8 protein-coding genes and 1 pseudogene are annotated in these 6515 nt (G+C 57.2%); all 9 read right to left on the bottom strand.

All coding sequences use genetic code 11. The features are described 5' to 3' along the window. Positions 1-186: 186 nt before the first annotated feature. Positions 187-393 (bottom strand): hypothetical protein, encoded by a 207-nt coding sequence (locus HCU66_RS23065; RefSeq protein ID WP_205890737.1) that lies wholly within the window; start codon positions 391-393, stop codon positions 187-189. A gap of 65 nt (positions 394-458) precedes the next feature. Then, the gene (locus tag HCU66_RS23060; RefSeq protein WP_241015634.1) at positions 459-848 is read right to left on the bottom strand and encodes a hypothetical protein; all 390 of its coding nucleotides are present in this window, start codon (positions 846-848) and stop codon (positions 459-461) included. A gap of 259 nt (positions 849-1107) precedes the next feature. Further along, positions 1108-1299, bottom strand: a complete 192-nt coding sequence (locus HCU66_RS23055; RefSeq protein ID WP_205890736.1) for a hypothetical protein — start codon at positions 1297-1299, stop codon at positions 1108-1110. A gap of 193 nt (positions 1300-1492) precedes the next feature. Then, positions 1493-1921, bottom strand: coding sequence for a hypothetical protein (locus HCU66_RS23050; protein ID WP_241015633.1), 429 nt, complete (start codon positions 1919-1921; stop codon positions 1493-1495). Between the two features lie 471 nt (positions 1922-2392). Beyond that, a pseudogene (locus tag HCU66_RS27215) lies at positions 2393-2631 on the bottom strand (integrase); the annotation flags it as partial. Positions 2632-2812: 181 nt separating this feature from the next. Beyond that, positions 2813-3721 (bottom strand): MurR/RpiR family transcriptional regulator, encoded by a 909-nt coding sequence (locus HCU66_RS23045; protein ID WP_205890735.1) that lies wholly within the window; start codon positions 3719-3721, stop codon positions 2813-2815. Positions 3722-3906: 185 nt separating this feature from the next. Further along, complete coding sequence (locus tag HCU66_RS23040) at positions 3907-4671, bottom strand: ABC transporter ATP-binding protein (protein ID WP_205890734.1); 765 nt, start codon at positions 4669-4671, stop codon at positions 3907-3909. Positions 4672-4689: 18 nt separating this feature from the next. Further along, positions 4690-5802 carry a succinylglutamate desuccinylase/aspartoacylase family protein gene (locus HCU66_RS23035; RefSeq protein WP_205890733.1) on the bottom strand — a complete coding sequence of 371 codons (1113 nt, stop codon included), beginning with the start codon at positions 5800-5802 and terminating at the stop codon, positions 4690-4692. A gap of 8 nt (positions 5803-5810) precedes the next feature. Then, positions 5811-6509, bottom strand: a complete 699-nt coding sequence (locus HCU66_RS23030; protein ID WP_205890732.1) for an ABC transporter permease — start codon at positions 6507-6509, stop codon at positions 5811-5813. Positions 6510-6515 lie beyond the last annotated feature (6 nt).

Raw genomic sequence — 6515 nt, 5'->3', positions numbered from 1 at the left:
GCGCACAAGCCGGCGGATTCTGGCGCAGGCGTAGGCAACGACGCAAGGCGTTGTAGCCTCGATGAAGTAACACCGGGTGTATTTAAACGCGCAGCTAAACATCTGTGGGTAAGGTGAGTCTTTTTCGGACCCGCCCGTCCTTGGGTTCGTCGACTTTCTTGTTGTTCGTTAGCGTTCAAGTGCGTCTTAATGGAGAGTCGAAATCCTTCGGCTCTCTCCAATCCTGATCCGATCAAGCGCCCGGTTTAGTGCGTCCAAGGCATCAAGCAGGGCTTTAGCCTCAGCTTCCCGGCCATCACCCCAAAGGCGTTCTGCCATTTTGTTCAGGGCCTGGATGGAGCGCTCAATTTCAGCAGCAGTCGCTACTTTTCTTTCCGGCTGTTTCTTCAGCATTCAGTAACCCTGCTGCTGGGAAGACACGAATTAATTAAAAAGACATGCGTTCCTATTTCAGGGTTTCAGAAATCTTTCTTCTTGAAGGTTTTGTCGCCCGATTGATCGTTGCTTATCGTCAGCACACCGTTGGATACCGAGTACGTCGTCGACGCGTCCCCCTCCGAGTAGCGACTTCTCCATCGGCCCCATTCGTTTTCGTCTTCCATGAATGCAGACCAGATCACACGGTCCTCACTGACCTGGCATCGATACCGAAATGAGTCTCCGTCGGGACGCCGATAGAAAATCTCCGGGTTTGGGTCTGAATGTTTGGTTTTCATCGTTTTTGTTGGTCGGCCCATCTCCACGGAAATAGCTGCCTTGCAGATTTCGGCGCTTGTGAAGGTGTCGGCGTGTGCGCTGGTGATGAGTCCAATGGAAGTGAGGAGTCCTGCCGCTACTTTTTTGTTCATACCCTTGTCCTTGGATTGTTGGCGAGGGAATTCTACATGGTGAAGGCCAATTTCTCATGCCTATCACGGAGTCGAGCACATGGAGTCTTTGCAGCGGACAGAGTTATCGGCTGAAGGACAAGCTGAAATCAGGTCAGGTGGTGCCGAGAGAAACAGCCTTGCCACGGAAATAATCAGACCTCAAACACCGCCGGGGTGGGTCAGTTTTACTTCGGTAGGGTGGGTCAGTTTTCAACCGGTATTGACAGTTCACATGGTCCTAAACAGCCTTGTAAAGCTCGGCTTGGGTCACTTCACCGCGATCTGTGCGGATGCCCCAGCTGACGACGAAGCCTCGCATCAGGTTTTCAGCGTTCGCTTCCAGCCATTGAATCTCCACCAGGTCGTCTTCGCTCACCGGAGGCGGCAGAAGGTTGTCGTATTGAATCTGAGCCTTGGGTAGTGCTGACATGGTCGCCTCCAAAGTGGCGGGTGTTGATCCAACAAAACTCGGCTGCACTCATCCGTTCCGCTGGTTGCCGTTGGGCGCGGAGGGGAGTGCATGCGGGTGTGTTTGGGAGGGGGATGGCGAGTTGCGCGGATCCCGTAGAGGGTACGACACGCATAAAAAAACCGCGAGAGAGGCGGGCTTCAGGTGCTGACCTTTAGAGGCAGTCGGACCTGCCTATATGAAAGTCGGCTATCGGTGAGTTGCTTGAGTCGTTGAAGGTGTAATTAACCAAAAGCCCCGACTTCACGAAGGGTCCTAGACCTTTTTCAGCGCAGGATACAGACGCGGCAACGGCTTTTGTGTCCTTAGCAAATGCATCGGAATCGACTTCGTTTTTCGAGACTTTTGTGAGCGTGTATGAGATATGCATGATCCCATCTTTGTAGGTTACCGAATCGAGGCGAGTTGATTCATCGAACATCTTTCGGGATTCGGTATTCATGATGAGCGCGAGCCCTTTAAGCTGGCGTTCTCGCTCCTGCTTTTTCTCCTCCGGAGCAGACTGTGCGTGCCAGACTTGGACCAGGACAAAGAGTAAAATCATTGCCGAAAAAAAAATGATTAATCCGCGGTACTGCTTCAACTGAGATCTCCGTAGCAAAAGGCCATCACTTATTTGACCATGCCGCTATCATCATCTCAAGTTAGAGGAATTGCCGGTTACGTCTCCGGCGCCGAGTTCCACGGCCGTGTTCAGTTCGCCAGCGCTCGATAGCAACCGATTCTGGGATTTGATGCAGGTGGGCGGTTATAGGCCGCAGTTTCGTCCGCATCGGGCAGTTATCGTCAGGCTGACGTGGCGCTGGTTGTTCAGTCGTAAAGGTCGTAGCTGAAATCATGCTCGTCGCAATCGATCTGAAGTCTCGTACCACTTTTTGTACCATTCCTGCGTTTTTGAGGGGCAGTTAGGGGGGCACCCCCTGAGGCCCCAAAAACTCCAGCTAATCCGCACATGCGATCCTTATGACAAGGGCAGGTAGGTGCTGCGCCAGTGGCAAGGGGATCAAGCACTTAGTGGCTTGATCCCCTTTTCTCGTTTCAGGTCTGCGCAAAACTACCTGGTGATTTCGCTGATATTCAGGTCTGGAATTGCCTCGGACCAGACTATTTCTACGTGGTCCCACCGATAGTTTTTGGTCATGTCATGTCATGTCATGTCATGCCTTCGCTCGCATGATCTGCGATTTTCTGCCCATCCTTTCCCGCTTTTTTGTACAGGCGCAGCGACAGCGCCCGCACTTCATGGAGGCCCGGCATCTCTTCTTCCTTCCATCTCTCGTAACATCCCGCCGCCGCATCGCCCGCCGTTCACCAGCAGGCTGTTCAGGTTTATTCAGAATTGTGTTCGGGACACAGGGTGCAACGCTGGATAGAGTTCTCACCGCTCACCCAGCTTTGGCTCTTTACCAGGCACGGAGTGCTAGGCCCTGGCTGGGTGAGCCCCAGTTTGATTTTTCTCGCCCTCCAACAAACATCACTTCTTCGACGATTTACTGCTGGAAGGGATATGCAAATAAGACATCACACTTTCAGTCAGTTCTGTCGCCAGTTTGACCGCTTCTTTATTGCGCGCCATCACGCCCGCCACCAATCCTTCGATCAAGGCGAGCACGGCGATGTTGGAGCTGGTCATTACCGGATGGTCGGCGGGGGCAAACAGCACGTGTTCGGCAATGCTGGTGAGCGGCGATGCGGGTGAGTCGGTGATTGCCAGCACCGAGGCGCCGCGTTCATTGGCGAAACGCGCGAGTTGCAGGGTGTCGAGGGAATAGCGCGGCAGGGAGATCGCCAGCAATACGTCCTGATCGGTGATGGCGGCCAGGCGGTAAGCGGCGTTTTCGTTGCCGCCCTCCATGCTGATGGCGGTGGCGTCCGCACAGAAGGGCATCAGGGTCGAGGCGGCGAGGCCGGCGAAGTAGACGCTGTTGCCAAAGCCCAGGATGTAAATTTTTCGCGCTTCGGTCAGGCGGGTGACGAACGCTTCAAAGGTGTCGGCATGGTTGTTGGTCGCCGCCGTGGCGAGGTTACTGCTGGCGCTCTGGAGTTGCTCATGCAGGCCAAATGCGCCGTCAGGACGATGCGCCAGTTCGTTACGCAGTTTGTCGACCGGCGACACCATCTGCTGCAATGTCGCGACCAGCTCGGCCTTCATGCCGGTGTAACCACCCAGGTTCAGCGCCTTGGCCAAACGGTTCACGGCTGCTGGCGAGGTGGCTGTTTCATGAGCCATTTCTTCAATCGTCAGCGTCGCGGCCCTTAGCGGGTGACGCAGGATAAAATCCGCTACCTTGCGCAGTGAAGGCTGTAGATCGGAAACGATTTCCGCCAGTTTACGCATTACCGGCGCGGCATAGACCGTGGTGTTTTTCGAAGGGGTCGGCATGTCCGGCTCTACAGTTCCTGAGGGTTGGAGATGGGGCTGGGGGCGGGCGCATAACCTGTAGGAGCGTGGCTTGCCCGCGAAGAACGATAACGCGTAATGCCTGAAAAACCGCAGTGTTCGCTTCGCGGGCAAGCCACGCTCCTACAGGGTTCTGCGCGGGGGCATAAATTGGTTGGAGTGTATGATTATTTCAAGCTGCCGGCCAGGAACTGCTGGAGACGTTCGGACTGCGGATTGGCCAGCACTTCTCGCGGATTGCCGCGCTCTTCGACCCGCCCTTTGTGCAGGAACACCAGTTGGTTCGAGACCTCGCGGGCAAAGCCCATTTCGTGGGTCACGACCACCATGGTCCGGCCCTCCAGCGCAAGATCCTGCATGACTTTAAGCACTTCACCGACCAGCTCGGGGTCGAGTGCCGAAGTGGGCTCGTCGAACAGCATCACTTCCGGCTCCATGGCCAGTGCCCGGGCAATCGCTACACGCTGTTGCTCACCGCCCGACATATGCGCCGGCCAGGCGTCCATGCGGTGTGCCACGCCGACTTTGTTCAGGTAGTGCTCGGCCTTTTCCCGGGCTTGTTTCTTGTTCATGCCCAGCACATGCACTGGGGCCTCCATGACGTTTTCAAGGGCGCTCATGTGCGACCAGAGGTTGAAATGCTGAAACACCATCGATAGCCGCGAACGCATGCGTTGCAGCTGTTTGGGTTCGGCGGCCTTGAGCCCGCCAAGTTTGTTGGCCACCAGTTTGAGCGGTTCGCCATTGAGCACGATGTTGCCGGCGTTGGGTTGCTCCAGCAGGTTGATGCAACGCAGGAAGGTGCTTTTGCCGGAACCGCTGGAGCCGATGAGGCTGATCACGTCACCGGCCTTCGCCTCCAGGGACACGCCCTTGAGCACTTCGTGGGTGCCGTAGCTTTTGTGAAGGTCCTGAATTTCAAGTTTGTACATGGTTTCAACTCTCTGGAATCAGTCGCTGAGCAAACGGCCTTGGCGAATAGGGGTACTGCCGGCCACTTTGGCCAACCACAAACCGGGCTGGGCAAAACGCAGACGTTCGCGGGCATAGAGGATGCCGTCGGTGCTGGCGTGTACCACGCTGTGGTGATCAGTCAGCGGATCAATCACTTCGAACAGCGGATCGCCGACCCTGACCCGGGCACCCAGCGGTTGCAGAAAACTCACCACGCCGGGGTGCGGCGCATAGGCGTACTGCGCGCCAGCGAATGGCGTCGCTTCACACTCGGTCGGTGGCGCGGCCGGCCAGTCACCGCTGATCAGGCCTTGCTCGGCGAGGTAGCCGAGAATGGCCTGGGCGCTATCGACGCATTGCTCGCGTTCGGTGTCAGCCATGCCGCGCAGTTCGATCGTGGTGGCCACACACGCCAGCGGAATATTGGCTTCAGGAAAGAGCTCGGTCAGACGTAACCAGGGAATCGCGCAGGCTTCATCAAAGGCACTGCCGCCCGCATCCTCGGCCAGCAATGCGGCGCCGGCACCCAGTCGAGCGGCCAATGAGCGCAGGCGCGGCCAGTGTTGCGGCATGGCGTAAAGCAGCATGATCGACTCGAAATCGCAGTGTAGGTCCAGCACCACATCGGCAGCGCAGGCATGTTGCAGCAACAGGCGGCGCAGGCCATCGAGTTCCGATGTCGGTGCCGGCATGTCGGTGAGGACATCGTTCATGGCGCGGCGGATCAGGGCGATGTTGGCGTCGGCGTTGTCGCCCAATTGGCCTGCCAGTAGCGGCGCTACGGCTTCGGCCAGCTCCGGAAAATCACGATTGAAATTCTTCCCGCTGGAAAATTCGAAGCGACCTTGATGGGTGGCCTGGAACATCTGGGCGATACCGATCGGATTGGCCATCGGCACTAACTCGATCACCCCGGTCAGGCGACCTTGTTCTTCCAGCTCTTGCAGACGGCGCTTGAGTTCGACGGCGACGCGCATCCCCGGCAGCTCGTCGGCATGCAGGGAGGCCTGGATGTAGGCCTTGCGCGGCCCGCTGCCAAAACGAAACAGCGACAGCCGTCGTTCTGTGCCCGAGGTGCTCCACGGCAAGAGGTATTGAATGTGCTTCATAAAACTCCTTAGTGCTTGCGCGGTGCCAGATAGGCCAGCCAGCGGCGCTCGGCCAGCTTGAACAGACGAACCAGGATGAAGGTCAGGGCCAGGTAGATAAGGCCGGCGGTGATGAACGCCTCGAATGGTAGATAGAACCGCGAACTGACCGTACGAGCGGCTCCGGTGATGTCGACCAGGGTGACGATGGATGCCAGGCTGGTGGTCTGCAGCATCATCAGTACTTCGTTGCTGTACTGCGGCAGCGCCCGGCGCAAGGCCGACGGCAAGAGAATGCGGCGGTACAAGGTAAAGTGCGACATGCCCATGGCCTTGGCGGCTTCGATCTCGCCGTGGGCCGTGGCCTTCAAACTGCCAGCCAGCAGTTCCGCGCTATAGGCGCTGGTATTGATCGCGAAGGCCAGGCAGGCACAAAAGGTCGCGCTGGACAGGTAAGGCCAGAGCGCGCTGTGGCGTACCGCTTCGAATTGCGCCAAGCCGTAGTAGATCAGGAACAATTGCACCAGCATCGGGGTGCCGCGTATCACGTAGGTGTAGAGCCAGGCCGGGAAGTTGATCAGCGGCGATCGGGAGACGCGCATCAGCGCTAAAGGAATCGCCAGCACCAGGCCAACGGCCAGGGAAATCAACAGAACTTTCAGGGTCAACAAGGCGCCATTGAAATACAGCGGCAGGTTTTCCCAGATCAGGTTGTAGTCGAGAATCATGGCTGT

The organism is Pseudomonas frederiksbergensis (assembly GCF_017114915.1).
Lineage (GTDB): Bacteria > Pseudomonadota > Gammaproteobacteria > Pseudomonadales > Pseudomonadaceae > Aquipseudomonas > Aquipseudomonas frederiksbergensis_I.
The sequence above is the reverse complement of the archived record's forward strand: the minus strand, read 5'-3'. Positions and strand labels throughout refer to the sequence as shown.

Coding starts and splice junctions, on each gene's coding strand:
- HCU66_RS23055 (WP_205890736.1), bottom strand. CDS start 1,299: ATGTCAGCACTACCCAAGGCTCAGATTCAATACGACAACCTTCTGCCG.
- HCU66_RS23065 (WP_205890737.1), bottom strand. CDS start 393: ATGCTGAAGAAACAGCCGGAAAGAAAAGTAGCGACTGCTGCTGAAATT.
- HCU66_RS23030 (WP_205890732.1), bottom strand. CDS start 6,509: ATGATTCTCGACTACAACCTGATCTGGGAAAACCTGCCGCTGTATTTC.
- HCU66_RS23045 (WP_205890735.1), bottom strand. CDS start 3,721: ATGCCGACCCCTTCGAAAAACACCACGGTCTATGCCGCGCCGGTAATG.
- HCU66_RS23060 (WP_241015634.1), bottom strand. CDS start 848: ATGAACAAAAAAGTAGCGGCAGGACTCCTCACTTCCATTGGACTCATC.
- HCU66_RS23035 (WP_205890733.1), bottom strand. CDS start 5,802: ATGAAGCACATTCAATACCTCTTGCCGTGGAGCACCTCGGGCACAGAA.
- HCU66_RS23040 (WP_205890734.1), bottom strand. CDS start 4,671: ATGTACAAACTTGAAATTCAGGACCTTCACAAAAGCTACGGCACCCAC.